This is a genomic window from Mammaliicoccus sp. C-M13, assembly GCF_022386845.1.
In the GTDB taxonomy this organism is placed as follows: domain Bacteria; phylum Bacillota; class Bacilli; order Staphylococcales; family Staphylococcaceae; genus Mammaliicoccus; species Mammaliicoccus lentus.
In genome coordinates this window covers 25192-45673 of record NZ_JAJNHQ010000009.1, presented here as the reverse complement: position 1 = coordinate 45673, position 20482 = coordinate 25192, and the positions used below count along the sequence as shown (strand labels likewise).

Below are 20482 nucleotides of genomic sequence, written 5' to 3'. Positions count from 1 at the left end.
GAAGGTGTCAAATATGAAGAATAGAAATCCTAAATTAGCTGGGATATTGTCCGTTATTCCAGGTGTTGGACAATTTTATAATAAAAGATACATAAAAGGCAGTATTTTTATTATATTTTTTATTAGTTTTATAAGTGTTTTTTATCAGTTTATGAACATTGGATTTTGGGGGTTATTTACGCTTGGTACAGTGCCAAAACTAGATGATTCAAGAGTATTGTTAGCGCAAGGGATTATATCCCTCATACTTATAGCATTTGCTATCACACTTTACGTTGTAAATATAATCGATGCATATAGAAACGCCGAACAATATAACCGAGGTCACGAAATTAAAGATAGTAAAGGACGTATGGTTGCAACATGGGATAAAACATTCCCTTATTTATTGATTTCACCAGGTATTTTTTTATTAATTTTTGTTGTAGTATTTCCATTACTATTTATGTGTTTTTTAGCTTTCACGAATTATAATTTATATAATGCACCTCCTAGAAATTTATTAGAATGGGTTGGCTTTGATAATTTTAAATCGTTATTAACTGTTCCTATTTGGAAGACAACTTTTTTTAATGTATTAACTTGGACAATTGTATGGACACTAGTAGCTACAACTTTACAAATTGTGTTGGCATTATTGTTGGCTATAATTGTAAATCACCCGTTGGTAAAGTTTAAAAAATTAATTAGAACAGTATTGATTCTTCCATGGGCAGTACCATCATTTGTTACTATTTTAATATTTGCAGCAATATTTAACGATGATTTTGGTTCAATAAATAATGATATATTGCAACCCTTATTAGGTATAGCACCAGCGTGGTTAAACGATCCATTTTGGGCGAAAATAGCTTTGATATTCATTCAAGTTTGGTTAGGTTTTCCTTTTGTATTTGCTTTATTTACTGGTGTATTACAAAGTATTTCATCAGATTGGTATGAAGCGGCTGATATGGATGGCGCTTCAAGTTGGCAGAAATTTAGAAACATAACATTTCCTCATATTTTGTTTGCAACTGCTCCGTTATTGATTATGCAATATGCAGGTAATTTTAATAACTTTAACCTTATATATTTATTTAATAAAGGTGGACCGCCAGTATCAGGCCAAAACGCAGGAAGTACAGATATATTAATATCATGGGTTTATCGCTTAACATTCGATATGCAAAACTATAATATGGCAGCTACTATTTCATTAATTATTGGGATATTTATCGCAATAATTGCATTTATACAATTTAGAAAAACAAGTACGTTTAAAGATGAGGGGGATATTTAATGAATAAGAAAAACAAAAATATATTAAGAGCTATTTTGATGTATAGTATTTTGGCTGTTATGTTTATTATCATTATTTATCCGTTATTATGGACATTAGGATTATCTTTAAACTCGGGTTCAAATTTATATGGATCAAGTATGATACCTAAAGATGCTTCGCTAAAAAACTATATATTTTTATTAACAGATCCTTCTAGTGATTATTTAACTTGGTATAAAAACACATTAATCGTTGCGACTGCAAATGCATTATTTTCAGTTATATTTGTAGGTTTAACGTCTTATGCTTTTTCAAGATATAGATTTGTAGGTAGAAAATATGGGTTAATAGCATTTTTAATACTTCAAATGTTTCCTGTTTTAATGGCGATGGTAGCTATTTATATCTTGTTAAATACTATCGGTCTTTTAGATTCATTATTTGGGCTAACTTTGATCTATATCGGTGGATCAATACCGATGAATGCGTTTTTAGTGAAAGGGTATTTTGATACAATACCAAAAGAATTAGATGAGTCAGCCAAAATGGATGGTGCTGGGCATATGAGAATATTCTTCACAATTATGTTGCCTTTAGCTAAACCGATATTAGCAGTAGTAGCACTGTTTAATTTTATGGGACCATTCATGGACTTTATATTACCTAGAATCTTATTAAGAAGTCCCGAAAAATATACATTGGCAGTTGGATTATTTAATTTTATAAATGACCAGTTCGGTAATAATTTCACAGTTTTTGCTGCAGGTGCTATGATGATAGCAATCCCAATTTCAATCGTATTTTTACTTTTACAAAGATATTTAGTCACTGGATTAACTGCAGGTGCAACTAAAGGATAATAAGGAGTGGTTTTGTGGTTACAATTAAAGATGTCGCAAAAGAGGCTAATGTAGCCCCTTCAACAGTTTCAAGAGTAATAAGCGGTCATAAAAGCATCAGTGAAAATACATCGAAAAAAGTAAAAGCTGTTATGCGAAAATTAGGTTATGAACCTAATGTAGCTGCAAGAACACTTGTAACTCAAAAAACAAAAACAATAGGATTAATTTTAAAGACAGCATCTAAAGAAATGACTCAAAATCCGTTCTTTACCGATGTATTGATGGGCATATCTATCGCATGTAAAAAAAGAGCGTATTCTACGATTATGACCACTGCGATTGAGTCAGAAGAATTAATCGCAGAAGTAGAAAGTTTAATGAAATCTAAATCTATTGATGGATTTATCATGCTGTATTCAAAAGAAAATGATCCAATTATAAAATTACTTAAAAAAAATAAATTCCCGTTTGTTGTTATAGGCAAGCAACTACAAGAACGAGATATTATTCATATTGATAACGATAATATTGAAGCGAGCGAATTAATGACGCAGTTTATGATAGATAAGGGACATAACCATTTAGCTTTTATTGCTGAACCAGATTCGTATGCAGTGGCAATAGATCGAATTGAAGGGTTTAAAAGGGTTTGCTTAAAAAATAATGTTAATGAATTTCATATTTTTAATGCACGACCTGAAAGAAATGAAATTATGGAAGTCGTTAAGAAAATGAAGGAACAAGAAGTATTTCCAAGCGCAATTATTACATCAGATAGCATGTTAAATATAAATTTATTAAGTGTTTTGTATCACTACAACATAAGAATTCCTGATGATGTAATGACTGCAACATTTAATGATTCTTTCATTAATGAATCTGCTTCGCCACCCCAAACAGTTGTAAATATTCATCCTGAATATTTAGGGGAAGAAGCAGGTATAGCCATGATTAAATTAATAGAAGATCCACATATAATTAAGAAAAACACTATTATACCGACTGAGATTATAGAAAGAGCATCTACAAAAAGACAGGAGAATGTTTAAATATGGAAGAGCGTATTTGGTGGAAAGAAGCTGTATGTTATCAAATTTATCCAAGAAGTTTTAAAGATTCTAATGACGATGGGATAGGTGATATTAACGGCATAAGAGAGAAATTAAGTTATTTAAAAGATTTAGGAATTGATGTAATTTGGGTTTCTCCAATTTTTACGTCACCTAATGATGATAATGGCTACGATATAAGTGACTATCAAGATATAATGGAAGAATTCGGTACGATGGAGGACTTTGATTTATTACTAGAAGAAACGCATGATCTCGGTATGAAATTAATTTTAGATTTAGTTATAAATCATACTTCAGATGAACATCCATGGTTTATAGAATCAAAATCCAGTAAAAAAAATTCTAAGAGAGATTGGTATATTTGGAAAGAAGGAAATAATAATAAAGATCCCAATAACTGGGGAAGTATTTTTAATGGTTCTGCATGGGCAAAAACAAATGAAACTGATGAATATTATTTGCATATATTTAGTAAAAAACAGCCAGACCTTAACTGGGAAAATGCAGATGTTAGAAAAGAATTATATAAGATGATTAATTGGTGGTTTGATAAAGGAATTGATGGATTTAGAGTAGATGCCATTACACATATTCAAAAATCATTTGAAGATGGTGATATTGAATATGCTGAAAATGAAACGAATTTTAAACCTGCGTTCGAGCGATATACAAATAGGCCAGGTATTTTAGAACATTTAAGAGAGCTAAGAGACGAAACTTTTAATAAGTATGATATCATGACAGTCGGTGAAGCGAACGGTGTTTCTCCATATGATGCTGAAAATTGGGTCGGGTTTGAAAATGGAATATTTAATATGATATTTCAATTTGAGCACTTAGGATTATGGAATACTGAAGATGCAGGGTTCGACATTCAAAGATATAAAGAAGTTATGACCAAATGGCAAAACCAATTAGAAGGTAAGGGTTGGAATGCTTTATTTATTGAAAACCACGATCAACCAAGACTTGTTTCAACGTGGGGAGACGATCAACATTATTGGTATGAAAGTGCGACAAGTCATGCGACGAATTATTTCTTACAAAAAGGGACGCCATTTATATATCAAGGACAAGAAATAGGTATGACTAACTATCCATTCCAATCATTAGAAGAATTTAATGATGTATCAGTCAAAAATGAAGTTAGATTAAAAAAAGAAAATGGAGAAAACGTAGAGCAATTATTACATGATTTCAGTAAAGTAAATCGAGATAATTCGAGAACAATGATGCAATGGAATCAAACTGATTATGCAGGATTTTCAAAAGAAAGACCTTGGTTCCATGTAAATCCTAATTATAAAAGTATAAATGTTGAACAACAATTAGAAGATGAAGATTCAATTTTAAGTTACTATAAAAAGCTAATTAAACTTAAAAAATCTAATAATGTATTTAATTATGGTGTTTATGAATTAGTAGATGAATATCATCCACAAATTTATACTTATAAGAGAAAGCTTGATAACAATCAAGTTATTATAATGTGTAATTTAACTAGTGAAGAAGCAGATATATCTAAAGCTTTTAAAATTGAATATTATGATTTATTACTGAATAATTATAGAGATATTGAAAAAACACAAAAGTTAAAACCTTTTGAAACAAGAGTGTATCAAATAAAATAAATAACTTAGTATAAAATCCATGCATAACATGACTTTTATAGATTAACGTATTATTAAATGCAGCTAATACGAATTCTTGATAATGTCTCTTGTGTATGGATTTTATATATATCCATATTGTTAACGCTTACTACCTTAAACGTTTTATAATAGTATTGAGGTAATAGAATTCAATCGGGAGGTCATAGTATGAAGAAATTAATGAAAGAAAAAACAAATTTTGTTGCTGATATGTTAAAAGGCATTGAAATAATGGATGATGCGGTTGAAATAATAAGTGAAAATGTAGTAGTAAGAAAAAAACTAAAAACAAAAGGTGTTGCTTTAGTTTCTGGAGGAGGTTCAGGCCACGAACCTGCTCATGCTGGTTATGTGGCAGAGGGTATGTTAGATGCAGCTGTATGTGGTGAAGTGTTTACATCTCCTACTCCTGATAAAATTTTAGAAGCAATCAAACATGTAGCTACAGATGAAGGTGTTCTTTTAATAGTGAAAAATTATGCAGGGGATGTAATGAATTTTGAGATGGCGCAAGAAATGGCTGAGATGGAAGGTATCTCTTGTGAGTCAATCGTGGTGAGAGATGATATATCTATCGAAAACATAGAAGATAGAAGAGGTGTGGCCGGAACAGTCTTAGTCCATAAGTATGCAGGTTTCTTATCTGATAATGGATTCAATCTCGCTGATATAAAGAGTAGAACAGAAACATTTATCGAAAAGATAAGAACAATTGGTATGGCTATTTATCCTTGTTTAGTACCAACTACTGGTCAATACGGTTTTGATTTAAAAGAGAATCAAATGGAAATAGGAATCGGTATTCATGGTGAACGTGGTATATATCAAGAGAATATCGAACCAATCGATGAAATAATTAAAAGGTTAATGCACGAATTAGAGAAAGAAATATCAGATAAAACATTAATCGTAATGATTAATGGCATGGGTGCAACTCCAGATTCTGAATTAGCGATTGTTTCACATTACTTTAATGAATATGCTAAAAAAAATGAATTAAATATCGAAAAATATTTAATCGGTAATTATATGACAGCTTTAGATATGCAAGGTTTTTCTATTACTTTAGTACCTTATGATGATGAATATCGCGATGCTTTTGATGCACCGACAGAAAGTAAATATTTCGTATAGGAGGATTTATCCATGGATGCAGATTTATTAACTAAAAAATTAAAAGATTTAAGAAATACTTTTGAACAAGAAGAACAACTTTTAACAGACTTAGACAGAGCAATTGGTGACGGGGATCATGGCGTTAATATGCTGAGAGGTTTCAAAGCAGTTGACGAGAAAATTTCTGGGGATACGTTAAGTGAAGTTTTGAAATCAACAGGTATGACATTAATGAGTTCTGTAGGAGGGGCGTCTGGTCCACTCTATGGATTTAGTTTTGTAAAAATGGCTTCTCTTAACTATGATGAAATTAATCAAGATAATTTGAAAGAATACATTGATGAATTTAAAAATGCTGTAGCAACACGAGGTAAAGTTTCTGGTGGCGAAAAAACGATGTATGATGTGCTACAAAAAACATCTGAGTACTTAGAAAACAATCAATCTATAAGTAAAGAACAATTACAACAATTTGCAGATGATACGAAAGATTTAGAAGCTACTAAAGGTAGAGCAGCATATTTCAAAAAGGATTCAATTGGACATATCGATCCAGGTGCACAGAGTATGGTATTTGTATTGAATGCTTTAAGTGAGGATGTGTAGAAAATGGCGACAATAGGAATTATTAGTCATAGTAAAGATATAGCACAAGGTGTGAAAGATTTGTTAGCACAAATGTCACCAGATGTAACAGTAATTGCTAAAGGCGGAAATAATGAAGGTGAGATAGGAACAAGTATCGATACAGTTAACGAAATCATCGATGAACTGACAGAAGATGCATTGTTATTTTACGATATTGGGTCAGCAGAAATGAACTTGGAAATGGCTATTGATTTATACGAAGGTGATTATAAATTATATAAAGTTGACGGGCCTATTGTTGAAGGCGCATTTCTAGCGAGCGTATCATTATCAACAGGAGCAACATTAGAAGAAGCAATTTCAAGCATTGAAAGGGAATTTTCTAAAAAATCTTAAAATGTGATCAAGTCAAAAATATAAAATGATATAATTGCTCTACTAATGATTTTACAAGGTGGAGAAATAAAAAATGAAAATATCGAATCAGAAATTATATGAAAAAGTTGCAGATGTCATCATATTTGATATTAACGAAGGTCGTATAAATCCTGGTGATCGATTACCGTCAATCAAAGCATTATCTGAGAGTTTTGGTGTTGGTCAAGCTACTATTAGAGAAGCATTGAATGCTTTACGAGCAATGGGATATGTCGATATTAAACATGGACAAGGAACTTTTGTTATAAATAGAGAAGAAACAAAATTTAATCTTGAAGCAATTAATGCTAATGTGGAAGACATCGAAAATTTATTAGAAGTACGTAATATAGTTGAAGTTGGTGTAGCAAGATTGGCAGCATCTAATCGTGATGAAAATAATCTTAAGGAAATTGAAGCGGCACTTTTTGATATGAAAGTAGCAATTAAAAAAAATGAATTAGGAGAAGCTTCAGATTTAAGATTCCATCTTGCTATTGCTGATGCTTCAAATAATTACATGTTAAAACAGCTATTGCGCAATGTATCAGAATTAATGCAACATACTATGAAAGAAACAAGAAGAATATATTTATATACAAAAAGCAAATCGATTGAGAAGCTCTATAATGAACATAAAGATATATACGAAGCTATAAAAAGTCAAAATAGTAAATTAGCTGAAGAAAAAATGGCATTTCATTTGTCTGAAGTTGAAAACGCAGTATTAAAACACATTAGATGATGATTAATGATATTAAATAAAGCTTGAGGCGAAACACTTGCTCAATAAACCGAAAGAGGCCGAGACATTTGTCTCGGCCTCTATTCGTTATAAACTATTTATAAAAATAAAAAGCGATAAGCTTCAGGATGCTTATCGCTTTGGGTATGTATAACCCATCCGTTCCATTTCATAATCATATATAAAGACTTCTCACAGTAAAATAATAAACTGTAACTTATCATTGCAATAATGAAAAAGCTTATTACAATTTAATATTTGTATCTTAAGTATAAGGTCCCTTCAAGAGTTTAGCAATATTAATTATTAAAAAAATAATATCCAAATTACACCGAATAAATAGATTTTATATAAATAATAAAATCATACATTACAAATCGTCAGAAAATTCAAAATATATAGATATTTTATGATATAATATTTCTAATTTCTTATATTAAGGGGGCTATTATGAATCAGACAAAGAGAAAAGTTTCTATTATTAATAGATTCTTAAACTTCATAGAAAAAGCAGGAAACCGATTGCCAGATCCAAGTATATTATTTTTCCTTTTATGTGTAGGATTAATTGTACTATCTTGGTTTGTATCTTTGTTCAATATAAAAGTAGAAAACCCAGGTACAGGAAAAACAGTAGAAGTAACAAATCTAATTTCTAGAGAAGGTTTTTCTAAAATATTAAGTGAATCTATAACAAACTTTTCCGAATTCCCAGCATTAGGCCTTGTACTTGCAGTTATGCTCGGAATAGGTGTAGCAGAAAAAACAGGATATTTTGATAAATTAATGATAATGATAGTTAATAAAGCGCCTAAGAAAATTATAGTACCCATTATTATATTTGTAGGTATTATTGGGAATGCTGCTGGAGATGCAGCTCCAGTAGTTTTACCACCTTTGACGGCATTAGTTTTTATTAAACTTGGTTATCATCCGATAGCTGGTTTAGCGATGGCATATGCTTCTGCCTTAGGGGCGTTTGCAGCTAATTTAACTTTAGGTATGAGTGATGCGCTTGTTTATGCATTTACCAAACCAGCAGCTGAAATTATTAGCAAAGATATTTCGTTGAACGTAGCTATGAACTGGTATTTTATAGCAGCATCTTCTATCATTTTATTACCAGCAATTTATTTTGTAAGTATGAAAATTGTTATACCACGTCTAGGTACATATAAAGAAGAAACAGATAGTTCAAGTGATGATAATGAAATAACATCTAAAGAAAACAAAGCATTAAAGTTTGCTAATTGGAGTTTCTTTGCGGTTATAGTTATTTTATTAGCTTTATCAATACCTGAAAATGGCTGGCTAAGAAACGCTAAAACTGGAAGCTTAATCGAAGAATCGCCATTAATGGATGGTGTTGGTATAATCATTCTTGTTGTTTTCTTTGTTCCCGGTTTTGTTTATGGAATTATGTCAGGTAAACTTAAAAATACAAAAGATTTAGGGAAAATGTTAACTGATTCAATGGCGACAATGGGAAGTTTTATCGTAATTGTATTTTTTGCTTCACAATTATTAGCGTATTTAAATTGGAGCAACCTAGGTGTTGTTATATCAGTTAAAGGCGCAGAATTATTACAAGGTCAAAATGGTGTAGTGTTAATAATAGGATTAATATTATTAAGTTGTTTAATTAACTTGCTAATAGGTAGCGCATCCGCAAAATGGGCGATATTAGCACCAATATTTATACCTATGTTTATGTTATTAGGATATCATCCCGCGTTTACACAGATGGTTTATCGTATAGGAGATTCAATCACAAATCCAATAACACCGATGATGCCTTACTTACCACTATTACTATCATATGCTCAAAAATATGATAAGAATATGAAACTTGGAACATTAATTTCTAGTTTAATGCCATATTCGATTGTATTGGCGATTGTTTGGCCTATATTTATGATTATATGGTTCTTACTAGGTTTACCATTAGGACCTGGTGGAGATATATATTGGAGTAAATAATAAGTTAAAATGTAGTCTCATTCTTTCTAGGATGAGGCTATGAAGTCTTTTTAGAAAAATGAGATTTCCTTCCCACTGCCATTTCAGTATTTCATAAGTAAAGCACTATATGGTACAATCACGAAGGGTATATATTTAATTTAATTAATTGAACTTACATATATTTTTAACGACAAAAAAGAAAAGGATGATTAAATGTCTCCATTAGTATTGAAACCCGTATTTAAAGAGCGTATTTGGGGAGGACGTAATTTAGAAAAAATGGGCTACGACATTCCTGATGGTAATATTGGGGAATGTTGGGGTATATCAGCGCATCAAAATGGACCTAATGTTATTGCCAATGGAGCTTACGAAGGTCAAACATTGGATAAGGTTTGGAAAGACCATCCTGAATTATTTGGAAATCCTTCAGAAAAGAAATTTCCATTGCTTACGAAAATATTAGATGCAAACCAAAAATTATCTGTACAAGTTCATCCAGATGATGAATATGCACACGAACATGAAAATGGTGAGTTTGGTAAAACTGAGTGCTGGTATGTTCTTGACGCAAAAGAAGACGCAGAAATTATATACGGAACTTATGCAAATTCGAAAGAACAGCTTGAAGAATATATTCAAAATGAAGATTGGGATCATTTATTCAAGCGCGTTAAAGTTGAAAAGGGAGACTTTTTCTATGTGCCAAGTGGTACAGTGCATGCAATCGGAGAAGGTATTATGATACTAGAAACGCAACAAAACTCAGATACTACTTACAGAATTTATGATTACGATAGAATTGAGCAAGATGGTAAGAAACGTGAATTACATCTTGATAAAAGTATTGATGTTATCAATATAGGACCAACAAGCCCAAATGTAGCACCTGTGAGAATAGATTCTGATGAACAAAAAGGTCAAATGCTTGTAGAAAGCGACTTTTTCACTGTTACGAAATGGCAAATAGAAGGTACATTTAACTTCAGAAAACCTAGAGATTATTGCTTAGTGAGTATTATTTCTGGGGAAGGTGAAATCATAACAGACGGAAATGTATATGAAGTGTCAACGGGAAGTCACCTCATATTAACGGCTGATGATTTAGATAATCACATTAACGGGCAACTAGAAGTTATAGTAAGTTACGTCTAGATAGGAGTTATACTAATATGAAAAAATTCTTATATTTATCACTTGTTTGTGCCGTTATAGCTGGTCTAGGAATATTTTTTGAACAGCCAAAATATCCAAATCCAGTGATACCATTTATTATTGCTTTAATTGGGCTAATATTAGCTATTAGTACTTTTAAAGATAAAGAAATAACAATGGGGTTGAAAATCGGAGGCGTTCTAGTTAATTTAATGCCAACATTAGCCGGTTTATCGTTAATACTTCAATAAATAGATTATTAGTTTTGTAATATACATTTAAACTGTCGTAAAGTTAATAACTTTGACGACAGTTTTTTTGTGGGGACTTAAATTGTTATATTGTCATTTATTTCAATTTTACAGTGTATTCTCATCATATAAATAAAAAAATTAATTGTCTTTAAAAGAATTTTTCTATAATTCTATTAATATAAATGAAATAAAACTGTAATATAAAATTGCGCCATAACAGTGTATAATTAGGAAGAATTAATATCTTTATATAAAAATGTAAGATAATGGAGGTAACTAATTTTGAAGAAGAAGACATTAACAGCATTTGTAGGTGCTTCTGTAGCAGTAGCTTTAACATCACAAAGTGCTGAAGCTGCATCATATAAAGTTAAGAGCGGAGACTCACTTTGGTTAATTGCTGAAAAACATAATACAACTATCGCAAAAATTAAAAGCTTAAACAAATTAAGCTCTAATCTAATTTTTCCGAATCAAATCATTCAAGTACCTGGTTCTTCTAGTTCGTCTAATACGAATACAGGATCGACTTCAACGTCATCAACGACGTACTATACGGTTAAATCAGGGGATTCGTTATCAGTAATTGCTGGTAAATATGGCACAACATATCAAAAAATAATGTCTTTAAACGGGTTGAATAATACAATTATTTATCCTGGCCAAAAATTAAAAGTAAAAGGGACTTCTAGTAGTTCAAGTTCAAATAATACGGGTTCATCAAACACATCTACTAGTACAACTACTTATACGGTTAAATCAGGAGATTCATTATCAGTAATTGCTGCTCGATATGGTACAACATATCAAAAAATAATGTCTTTAAATGGTTTATCAAATTTCATTATTTATCCGGGACAAAAATTAAAAGTAAGTGGTTCAGTGTCAACAGGTGGTGGACAATCAAGCTCTAATAACACTGGTAGCTATACACCTCCTATGTTCTACCACCAAAATTTATATGATTGGGGTCAATGTACTTGGCACGTATTTAATCGACGTAAAGCAATCGGTAAACCAATAAGCACTTATTGGTGGAATGCGAACAACTGGGCTAGCGCTGCAGCTAAAGATGGATATAGAGTAAATCATAAACCTGCTGTAGGTTCGATTTTACAATCTTCTGCTGGTTATTACGGTCATGTTTCGTTTGTTGAACGCATTAATAATGACGGTAGTATTCAAGTATCAGAAATGAATTTTACATCTTCACCTGGTGTATTAACATACAGAACTGTACCAGCTTCACTCGTACCAAGTTATAATTTTATACATTAATCTTGAACTGAGGCATATATAATGTCTCAGTTTTTACTTGTGTAAACATAGACACGGATGCTAATGTCTTATACAATGTTAATATTAATGTCATGTAAAAAATATGATTAGTATAATAAACGTCATATTTACATAGTAAATCGTTTAAAATTGATAATTATTTATAACAAGGAGTATACATATGTCTGAAGAAACAAACTACTTTTGGCTAAATTGTGGATATAATAGGTGGAATCATACAGAACCTCTAGAAGGACAAGTTGCAGTATTTGAATCGGGTGCAAGTTTTAATCCTACTCAAGGTTACCATGCCTTTAAGACGGCAAAACCTGGTGATAAAGTAATTTATTATCAAGTCCAAAATCAAGTGGGATTATTAGGATATGGGGAAATTATTGATGTTCAGACAGGCGGCAACCAAAAAGTAAGCATTCATTTTAAATTTGAAACTTCTTTAACAATGCTTTCAGTTGAATACTTAAAGAGAAGTGAACATTTAGAATTGCGTATTAAGCAACTAACGGATCAATTATTCAATCGTATATCTAAAGAAGAATTTGAATTAATTATTGGCCTAGGACAAGGAGAAGTTAAAATACCTAGATATTTCTTACTTTCAGAAGAAATACAGTTTGAAGAAGATGAAACATATACTATTTTCACACATACAGTGAATGGTATTAAAAGAAATGGTTATATTTATTATACACAACTTGAAATCGGGGATCAGCTTGTATTCTTAAATAAAAACGCGAATCATTCAATTATTGGTGTTGGTGAAGTTACAGATAGTATACATAAACTTCCACCACAACCAGGACGAACTGATTCAACTTGCATAACTATTAGATATGAAAAGGATATTAATCCTATAAGTGTAGCAGAACTAAATAGACATCAAACATTAAAAAAATTATATTTCTTACAAGAAAATTCTAAGCAATCTATAGCTAATTTAACAAAAGCTCAATATGATGCAATGATGGATATGAGTAGAGGTGAGTTTTCTCAAAATAATTCACAACAATATCAAGTCTCGATTCCACAAGAACAAGAAGATAAAAAAGATAAGCCAATTATATTAATGTTATGTGATAGTAAAGAAGAAGGTATAAAAAAAGCAAAACATTACGTAGAGCGCGAGCTTGCTAAAGGTATTTATACAACAGGACATCCAGATTTTTCTGAAGAAATGTTATACGGAAGGTATTTACCTAACGAAAGTGGAGCTCTATATTATCGTGAAGGATTTATCACGGGGCATATCACAAATTCAGAAAGAGAATGGCTTGTAATCGATCAATTTGAGCGAATAGACCCTGAAATATTCCAACTATTCCTAAATGTTTTAGATGGTCATGAAATGACACTACCTAGATATAATCATGATGGAAAAATGGTAAAATGGAGTTTAGAAAAAGACTCATTCTACCGCCATAATCCAAAATGGAGAATGATAGGTTTATGTTATGGGACAGTTGAAGATATAAAAAAACAATATTCACATCAATTTTTAAAACATTGTCGTGTAATACACGTTGGATAAATAAAATAAATTTTCATTGAAAAACACTATTTGTTTAATATCAAATGGTGTTTTTAATTTATAAGTGAAAAATTATCTTTTAAATTGATAGAATTTTCTGTAATATGATATATATAATTAAAATTGCTCTTATCAATAAACAACAAAGGGGACGTGTTTATGGACAAAATAGTAGCATTTTCAGATTGGTTATGGGGATATCCACTCGTAACTCTATTATTAGTATCTAGTTTATTTTTAACAATTTATTTAGGGTTTATACAGTTTAGACATTTTGGCTATATGATGAAACAAACATTTGGCAGTATTAATAAAAAACCTAAAGGTGAAGGAACGATTACACCGAGGCAAGCATTAACTTCTGCTTTATCTTCTACTGTTGGTGCAGCAAATATCGTAGGGGTACCTACAGCAATCATGATGGGTGGACCTGGTGCAGTATTTTGGATGATGGTTATTGCATTTTTAGGGATGGCTCTAAAGTATAGTGAAAACGTACTTGGTATACATTATCGAGAAAAGAATAGTAAAGGCGAATTTGTAGGGGGACCTACATACTATATGAAAAAAGGAATGAAAAATAAAAAAGTTGGAATAGTATTCGCTTTTATTTTTGCATTGGCGCTTATGTTGGAACTCATTCCGAGTATTATGGTGCAAGGAAATTCAGCAGCAAGCACGGTAGAAGATACATTCAATATCGATATGGGTTATACAGGAATCATTTTAGCTGTGTTAGCTGCTTTAGTTGTGTTTGGAGGTATTAAAAGAATTGCAACATTCACTGAAATGATTGTGCCGGTTATGGTTGGATTATATTGTATTATGGGTTTTATTATCATTTTAATGAACATTCAACATTTACCGGGAGTCATAGCGTTAGTAGTTGAAAAAGCTTTTAATCCTGATGCAGCATTAGGAGGTAGTTTTGGAGCTGCTTTAGCTACAACGGTTAGATGGGGGTTTGCTCGAGGCATCTATTCAAACGAAGCAGGTTTAGGTACTTCTCCAATTGCTCACGCTGCTGCTAAGACAGATCATCCAGTGAGACAAGCTTTTTGGAGTGTAAGTGAAATAGTTGTTGATACTTTAATTATATGTAGTACAACAGCGTTTGTTGTATTGGTTTCAGACGTTTGGAAAGCAGATGATGCAAAAGAACAATCGGCTGCACTGACAGCTAGAGCTTTTAATGATGCATTTGGTACATTTGGAAGCTGGATTGTTTCTATATCAATGGTATTCTTTGTATTCTCTACTATAATTGTAGTTATTTATTATGGTTCAAGAATGGCAGAATATTTATTTGGATTAACAGCTGGATTTATTATGAAAATAGTATATGTTTTATCTATAGCGCTCGGTGCGTTTGGGGCAGGTACACAATTGTGGAATTTATTAGATATAGCGTTAGCATGCATTCTTATTCCCAATATTATAGCTGTTATTATGTTATCACCTAAAGTTAAAGACTTGACACGAGAATTTTTCACAAGCAAAGAATTTTATTTGAAAGATAAAAATAATAAAAACTGAAATAGTTTATTCCTTTTAGATTATAACGTTATCGTTATAATCTTTTTTTGTATTTAAAAAAATTGTAGATGTCTTCAAAAATAAACCTCTTTTGTATGTAGTCATATAAATTATTCTAATTTACACAAAATGTCAAATATTTTATTAAATTCCATATTGATGTTATTTAATTTTATGGTAAAATTATTTTAAGATAATTTAATTAACTAATTTTTAGGAGGTTACAACAATGAGCACTCAATCTTATTCAGAAGCAATTACTTCATGTTCTGAATTCTTTGATTACCAAAATAAAATTGACAATATCTTTGTAGTAATTGAACAAAAGTATGGCTTAAAGAAACATGAATTTTTCTTCTTAATGAAATTAAATGAAGTGAAAGAAGTACACCTTAAAGATGCAATTGAAAAAGGATACATAAAGCAAAACAAATCTGCTCGTGCCATTAAGAGACTATTCGAAAAGAAATATATATTAAAAAACCGCTTAAAAACAGATGAAAGAGCAGTTATATTACGCTTTAACGATGATTATAAAGATGATTTTGAAGTGATAATGCAAGAAGTATTGGATATGTTAAATGTAGCTTAGATTATAAATCTTTTTAATATTAATGAAATGCATTGTAAAAGTTAGTCAAAGGCTAACTTTTACAATGCATTTTTGTATTTATAATCAAATTATATTTTAAAATTTAATTTGTAAATTATGGTGGAAAGTTATACAATTTTAAATGTAAGCGCTTTATTATAGGGGGATTAGTCATTATGGTAAAAGAATCTACAACAAAGAATATAAGTTTTGTATGGGCTATTGTTCCGTTTCTATTTATGATAGTAAGCATGCTCTATACTGTTGTTGTTTTAGAATTAGCACCTCATATTCCTTTAATGATAGGGACAGCTATAGCAGCCATAGTTGCCTATTATCATGGGCATACGTGGAAAGATATAGAAGAAATGATGTATAAGGGGATAAAATTAGCACTACCTGCGATTGTTATTATTATACTAGTCGGTTTAATCATTGGGGCATGGATAGGTGGCGGTATAGTTGCCACGATGATTTATTACGGTTTAAAGCTTATTACGCCTTCATTATTTTTAGTGACCATTGCTATTATATGCGCCATTGTATCTTTAGCAATTGGTAGTAGTTGGTCTACGATGGCCACAGTAGGCGTAGCCGGAATGGGTATAGGACTGAGTATGGATATTCCAGCGGGAATGATTGCTGGTGCTATCATATCAGGTTCTTATTTTGGTGATAAAATGAGCCCTTTATCTGACACCACAAATTTAGCAGCTGGTTTAACTGGTACAAATCTATTCGATCATATTAAGCATATGTTCTATACAACTGTACCTGCTATTGTAATTTCGTTAATTGCTTTCTTTATACTCGGTAGACAATTTTCCGCAGGTGACATTAATCAAGGTAAAATTGATGCAATTAATAATGAAATGATTGATAAATTTGTCATTTCACCTTGGTTACTATTAGTACCACTGATTGTTATTATTTTAGTAGCCTTAAAAGTACCTGCAATACCTGCATTGGTAGTTGGTATTATTTTAGGATTTTTATCACAAATTTTTGTTCAAGGTGGAAGTATTCATGATAGCGTTCAAGCTTTACAAACAGGATATGTGTTAGAAACAAAGAATGAACTCGTAAAAGAACTATTTAATAGGGGTGGTTTGGAGTCAATGTTTTATACCATTTCTATGACAATTGTTGCGATGACATTTGGTGGAATACTCGAATATTCAGGTATGTTGAAGGCAATTATTACACAAGTTTTGAAAGTAGCTAAAGGTACTGGTGGACTAATCGCTTCTGTTATTATTTCATGTATTGGTACAAACGCTTCATGCTCAGAACAATATATTTCAATTGTTGTACCATCAAGAATGTATATTAATACGTTTTTAGAAAAGAGGTTACACCCTAAAAATTTATCTAGAGCTCTAGAAGATGGTGGAACAGTGACTTCAGTATTTTTCTTATGGAATACTTGTGGTGTGTTTATAGCTCAGACCTTAAATGTAAACGTATTGGAGTATGGGATGTATGCAGTATTTAATTATACGGTCCCAATCATATCTATAATATTTGGATACATAGGATTTAAAATTATAACAATTAACGAACAAGAATATAAACAATTTAAAGAAGCTCAATAACAATAATAACAGTCCAGGACATATATAAATGTCTCGGACTGTTTCATTATATAGGGATGGTATTATGAAGTCTTTTTAGCAAAATGATATTTCTGGTTCACTCCCTTATTAATTTAATGTTTCTTATAATCGTGTTATCTTAAAACTAAAGAAAGGAATAAGGTGATATTTATGGCTATAGTATACTATGACGGTGATTGTGGTTATTGTAATAGAGTAGTAATGTGGTTGATTCATCATAATATTCCAACGAGATTCCAATTTGCACAATTAGAAGGGCAATATGGAGAGAACTTAATTAAAGCTCAACCTGAATTGAAAAATATAGACACAATTGTTGTAGTTGATAAATCACAAGTATTTACTAAAACAGATGCTATTATTCACTTATTGAATCAAATTAAGAAATATAAAATTTTTGCATTCCTATTGAAAATAGTGCCTCGTTTTCTTAGAAATCTAGGTTACGATTCATTTGCAAAAATAAGACATCGCATCCAATTTAAGCAAGCATGTAAACTACCAACTAAAGAAGAACGTCAGTATTTTTTAGATTAGTATTGCAATAGTTTTAGAGTGGTGGTATCCTTTTATGTAAACGGTTACACAAAAGGAAGTTGAACGAATGGCTACGATTAAAGAAGTTGCTAAATACGCTGGTGTCTCAGTGGCGACAGTTTCAAGAGCTCTTAATAGAAGTGGGTATGTCAAAGAAGAAACAAGAAAGAAGATTAATAAAGCGATCAAAGATTTAAATTACAGACCAAATGAAACAGCTCGGACATTGTATAAACGTAAATCTAAAATGATAGGTTTATTATTACCTGATATTAGCAATCCATTTTTCACGGTTGTCGCTAGAGGTGTTGAAGATGAAGCGATGGCTAAGGGTTATCACATCATTTTAGGTAATGGTGATGGAAATGAAGAAAAAGAATTAGCGTATATAAACACATTCAATGTGCATAATTGTAGTGGGATTATTGCATCACAATTATCTACTCAAGAAACATTTGATTCTTTTAAATCATATAATATGCCATTTGTTTTATTAGATAGAGTGTATGCCGACCATGAATTTGTTGAAACAAATCATTATAAAGGTGGACAGTTACAAGCTCAAGCCGTCATTAAAGGTTCGACAAAATCTGTTTTAATTATGCAACAAAACTTACAATATAAATCATTTAACGAAAGACTATCCGGTGCTAAATCTATTTTTGATGAAAAGAACATCCCTTACATTACTGTAGATGAACGTTTTCTCATTGAAGAAGATTTAGTATCGATGATTCATAAGCACAATATTGATAGTATTATTTGTAGTAATGATGTGAGCGCATTTGCTGTTATGCGTACTTTGTTACATCATGAATTTAAAGTTCCTTCTGATGTTCAAGTTGTAGGTTATGATGATATACCATTATCTCGTATGTATACACCAAGTTTAACTACAATTCATCAACCAGCATATTTAATAGGCAAAAAGGCTTGTCAACAGCTTATCAATCAACTAGAAGGTAAAGAAAGAGAACATCATCAAATATTAGACGTTAGTTTAATAGAACGACAATCGACGAGGAGAGAGTAAAATGAAAAAGATTATGGTTATAGGAAGTATGTCTATAGATTTAGTAGTTTCAGCTTCAAAAAGACCTGAAAAAGGTGAAACAATATTAGGAGATAGTTTTTTCACTACACCAGGTGGAAAAGGCGCTAATCAAGCTGTGGCAGCAGCAAGATTAGGGGAAGAAGTATATTTAGTAGGGCGCATAGGAGATGATGATTTCGGTAAAGAAATTTATCAAAATCTACAAAATAACTACGTTTTAGTAGATGGTGTGGAACCCGTTACACAAATGCCGTCAGGTACTGCTCACATAACATTAGCTGAACAAGATAATAGTATCATTTTTGTTCCATCTGCCAATAACGAAGTAACACCTGAATATGTTGAGAAACATTTAGCACATCTTAATAAAGGTGACATCGTTCTTCTTCAACAAGAAATACCTAGTGAAACAGTTGAACATGTAATTGATTACTGTAAGGAAAATGAAATTACATCTATATTAAATCCAGCTCCTTTTAGAGAAGTTAGTGATAATGTTATTGAAAAAGCTGATTACTTAACTCCTAATGAAACAGAAAGTGACGGAATGTTTAAAGGAAATATGGATGAAGCGTTAGCAAAATATCCGAATAAATTGATTGTTACTTTAGGAGATAAAGGGGCAGTTTATCACGATGGTAACAAAAAGGTAGAAGTACCAGGTTATAAACGAGAAGTTAAAGATACTACTGGCGCAGGTGATACATTTAACGGTGCATTTGCAGTAGCGTTACAGAAAGAATTCAATCTAGAAAAAGCGTTAGATTTTGCAAACTTAGCAGCAAGTTATTCAGTAACAGGTATGGGTGCACAAGGTGGTATGCCTAAACTTTCAGAAATAGAGGGAGAATGGCATGTATAAAACAGGGATTTTAAACAGTGAAATATCTAAAGTATTAAGTGATCTTGGTCATACAGACAGAATAGTAATAGCAGATTGTGGTCTACCAATCCCAAAAGAAGTGAAGAAGATTGATTTAGCACTGTCTTTTGGTGTACCAAATTTTGAAAGCGTTTACGAAGAAGTGATGAAGCATATGTCGGTTCAAAAAATGATCGTTGCGGAAGAAATAAAAGAAGATAATGTTTCGCTTTTTGAAAATATTACTCAATCTAATATTGATACAGAATATGTATCACATGAACGATTTAAAGAATTAACAAATGATACAGTCGCGATTATTAGAACTGGAGAAGCAACACCATTTGCAAATGTCATATTGGAAAGTGATGTTTTATTCTAAAGGAGGGTTAC

20 protein-coding genes are annotated in these 20482 nt (G+C 31.4%); all 20 read left to right on the top strand.

Annotated features, from left to right (window positions below; genetic code table 11):
- The first annotated feature begins 13 nt into the window (after window positions 1-13).
- Window positions 14-1282 (top strand): sugar ABC transporter permease, encoded by a 1269-nt coding sequence (locus LQ615_RS08335; protein ID WP_016998841.1) that lies wholly within the window; start codon window positions 14-16, stop codon window positions 1280-1282.
- On the top strand, window positions 1282-2124 hold the full coding sequence (locus LQ615_RS08330) for a sugar ABC transporter permease (RefSeq protein ID WP_064204182.1): 843 nt from the start codon (window positions 1282-1284) through the stop codon (window positions 2122-2124). Before LQ615_RS08335 ends, LQ615_RS08330 begins: the two co-directional genes overlap by 1 nt.
- A gap of 14 nt (window positions 2125-2138) precedes the next feature.
- Window positions 2139-3155, top strand: a complete 1017-nt coding sequence (locus LQ615_RS08325; protein ID WP_016998843.1) for a LacI family DNA-binding transcriptional regulator — start codon at window positions 2139-2141, stop codon at window positions 3153-3155.
- A 2-nt stretch (window positions 3156-3157) separates the two neighbouring features.
- On the top strand, window positions 3158-4810 hold the full coding sequence (locus LQ615_RS08320) for a glycoside hydrolase family 13 protein (RefSeq protein WP_239704107.1): 1653 nt from the start codon (window positions 3158-3160) through the stop codon (window positions 4808-4810).
- Window positions 4811-4999: 189 nt separating this feature from the next.
- Entirely contained in the window at window positions 5000-5965 is a 966-nt protein-coding gene (gene dhaK, locus LQ615_RS08315; protein ID WP_239704108.1) for a dihydroxyacetone kinase subunit DhaK, read from the top strand.
- Between the two features lie 12 nt (window positions 5966-5977).
- Entirely contained in the window at window positions 5978-6553 is a 576-nt protein-coding gene (gene dhaL / locus LQ615_RS08310; RefSeq protein ID WP_239704109.1) for a dihydroxyacetone kinase subunit DhaL, read from the top strand.
- A gap of 3 nt (window positions 6554-6556) precedes the next feature.
- On the top strand, window positions 6557-6931 hold the full coding sequence (dhaM, locus tag LQ615_RS08305) for a dihydroxyacetone kinase phosphoryl donor subunit DhaM (protein WP_016998848.1): 375 nt from the start codon (window positions 6557-6559) through the stop codon (window positions 6929-6931).
- A 73-nt stretch (window positions 6932-7004) separates the two neighbouring features.
- On the top strand, window positions 7005-7697 hold the full coding sequence (locus LQ615_RS08300; RefSeq protein ID WP_064204178.1) for a FadR/GntR family transcriptional regulator: 693 nt from the start codon (window positions 7005-7007) through the stop codon (window positions 7695-7697).
- 450 nt (window positions 7698-8147) lie between these two features.
- On the top strand, window positions 8148-9677 hold the full coding sequence (locus tag LQ615_RS08295; protein ID WP_016998849.1) for an AbgT family transporter: 1530 nt from the start codon (window positions 8148-8150) through the stop codon (window positions 9675-9677).
- A gap of 195 nt (window positions 9678-9872) precedes the next feature.
- Window positions 9873-10814: a mannose-6-phosphate isomerase, class I gene (gene manA, locus LQ615_RS08290; protein ID WP_239704110.1), complete on the top strand. Its 942-nt coding sequence runs from the start codon at window positions 9873-9875 to the stop codon at window positions 10812-10814.
- Between the two features lie 17 nt (window positions 10815-10831).
- Window positions 10832-11065: a hypothetical protein gene (locus tag LQ615_RS08285; protein WP_016998851.1), complete on the top strand. Its 234-nt coding sequence runs from the start codon at window positions 10832-10834 to the stop codon at window positions 11063-11065.
- Window positions 11066-11350: 285 nt separating this feature from the next.
- The gene (locus tag LQ615_RS08280) at window positions 11351-12346 is read left to right on the top strand and encodes a LysM peptidoglycan-binding domain-containing protein (RefSeq protein WP_016998852.1); all 996 of its coding nucleotides are present in this window, start codon (window positions 11351-11353) and stop codon (window positions 12344-12346) included.
- Window positions 12347-12527: 181 nt separating this feature from the next.
- A complete protein-coding gene (locus tag LQ615_RS08275; RefSeq protein WP_218688334.1) occupies window positions 12528-13892 on the top strand; it encodes an EVE domain-containing protein in 1365 nt (454 codons plus the stop codon).
- 159 nt (window positions 13893-14051) lie between these two features.
- Window positions 14052-15428: an alanine/glycine:cation symporter family protein gene (locus LQ615_RS08270; RefSeq protein WP_182094054.1), complete on the top strand. Its 1377-nt coding sequence runs from the start codon at window positions 14052-14054 to the stop codon at window positions 15426-15428.
- A 229-nt stretch (window positions 15429-15657) separates the two neighbouring features.
- Complete coding sequence (locus LQ615_RS08265; RefSeq protein WP_016998854.1) at window positions 15658-16020, top strand: transcriptional regulator, SarA/Rot family; 363 nt, start codon at window positions 15658-15660, stop codon at window positions 16018-16020.
- 176 nt (window positions 16021-16196) lie between these two features.
- Window positions 16197-17615: a Na+/H+ antiporter NhaC gene (gene nhaC / locus LQ615_RS08260; RefSeq protein ID WP_064204173.1), complete on the top strand. Its 1419-nt coding sequence runs from the start codon at window positions 16197-16199 to the stop codon at window positions 17613-17615.
- 171 nt (window positions 17616-17786) lie between these two features.
- Window positions 17787-18173, top strand: a complete 387-nt coding sequence (locus tag LQ615_RS08255; protein WP_016998856.1) for a thiol-disulfide oxidoreductase DCC family protein — start codon at window positions 17787-17789, stop codon at window positions 18171-18173.
- Between the two features lie 67 nt (window positions 18174-18240).
- Window positions 18241-19206 (top strand): LacI family DNA-binding transcriptional regulator, encoded by a 966-nt coding sequence (locus LQ615_RS08250; RefSeq protein ID WP_070044870.1) that lies wholly within the window; start codon window positions 18241-18243, stop codon window positions 19204-19206.
- A gap of 1 nt (window position 19207) precedes the next feature.
- Window positions 19208-20089 (top strand): ribokinase, encoded by an 882-nt coding sequence (rbsK, locus tag LQ615_RS08245; protein ID WP_016998858.1) that lies wholly within the window; start codon window positions 19208-19210, stop codon window positions 20087-20089.
- Window positions 20082-20471, top strand: a complete 390-nt coding sequence (gene rbsD / locus LQ615_RS08240) for a D-ribose pyranase (protein ID WP_239704111.1) — start codon at window positions 20082-20084, stop codon at window positions 20469-20471. Before rbsK ends, rbsD begins: the two co-directional genes overlap by 8 nt.
- Window positions 20472-20482 lie beyond the last annotated feature (11 nt).